Source organism: Oscillibacter sp. CU971 (assembly GCF_905219725.1).
GTDB lineage: Bacteria > Bacillota > Clostridia > Oscillospirales > Oscillospiraceae > Oscillibacter.
Map to the genome: position 1 here is coordinate 1 of NZ_CAJMXG010000516.1, position 1,268 is coordinate 1,268.

At 54.1% G+C, this 1,268-nt stretch carries 2 protein-coding genes; both read left to right on the plus strand.

The window, feature by feature from the left end; genetic code table 11:
* The first annotated feature begins 135 nt into the window (after nt 1-135).
* Nucleotides 136-498, plus strand: a complete 363-nt coding sequence (gene yajC, locus JX325_RS17055) for a preprotein translocase subunit YajC (protein ID WP_204792206.1) — start codon at nt 136-138, stop codon at nt 496-498.
* Nucleotides 499-601: 103 nt separating this feature from the next.
* Nucleotides 602-991, plus strand: coding sequence for a hypothetical protein (locus JX325_RS17060; RefSeq protein ID WP_204792207.1), 390 nt, complete (start codon nt 602-604; stop codon nt 989-991).
* The last annotated feature ends 277 nt before the right edge of the window (nt 992-1,268 follow it).

Here is a 1,268-nt window from a genome sequence, read left to right on the forward strand (position 1 = left end):
TTTCCAGGGAGTGAAAAACGCTTGGCATTCTCCGTTTGGAAAACAAAGGAAATAACATAAAGAAAAGGCTTGCAAAACTTTCAGTATCTGGTATAATGGACACATTCTGATTACACAAAAGGAAGGAAGCTCGGAATGGATTACACAATTCTCATGTTGATCGTCATGGTGGCGATCATGTATTTCCTGATGATCCGCCCGGAGAACAAGCGGAAAAAGAAAGCCCAGGAAATGCGGGACAGCCTGAAAAAAGGCGACGTGATCACCTCCATCGGCGGTATTATCGGTCGGATTGTCTCTGTCGGAAAGGACACCATTGTCATTGAAACCAGCGACGACCGGGTCCGCATGGAACTGACCAAGTGGGCCGTCAGCTCCGTGGGCGTGCAGAGCGGAGAGCAGCCCGAGGAGAAGAAGGAGGAGAAAAAGCCCGCCAAGAAGGAAGAGGAAAAGAAAGAATCCGACAGCGGAAAGAACGACTGGAACCCGGAAATCTGAATTCTCATAAATCCGGTTCCATTTTGCCTCCGCCTCATGGCATAAAACCATCCTCCCCTGGAATATGCTCCTTTTGAGAGCATGTTTCGAGGGAGGATTTCTTATGGCGAAGGGACGAAAAAAACTTGCGGTGTGGCAGGGCTTTTTGGCAGGGGGACTGCTGTCGCTGGGCGTGTATCTGCTGGGTTTGATGTTTTTGGCGCTGCTGATGGTAAAGGGTACGCTGTCGGAGGGCGGAAGCTTTCCTATGGTGGCGGCGCTGTGCATTGTGGCCGCCCTGGCCGGGGGCCTGCTGACGGTGCGCCTGACCTTGAGGAGAGCGGGAGGCGTTCTGACGGCAGTCATGTTCCTGTCCGTGCTCCTCCTGGCGGGCTTGGGTTTTTGGGAGGAGATCGCTTGGCTGGGCCAGGGAGGCGTCCTATTGCTCTGCGGCCTGGCCGGGGGACTGTTGGCCGGGATTGCCAAACCCAAAAACCGGCGGCGGCGGAAATGAAAAATGAGGTTCTTGTTGGATTGCACAAAAGTGCCGTTCTTTTCCAAAATATCCCTCCGGCGGCGCAGCCGGCCCGCCGCCGGAGAGGGGAGGGGAGGGGGACGCAGATATGGGATGCACGGAGGATGCGGCCCCCTAAATATGGGCAGCGGCGCAGCCGGCCCGGCTGGCTGTGCCGCCCTGTTTGGGCGGTTTACATAATGCGGTTTACATAATATTTTGTCATAAATCCCAAAAAGATTCTTTTTTGGGGGAAACATCTTGCAGAAAGCAAAAA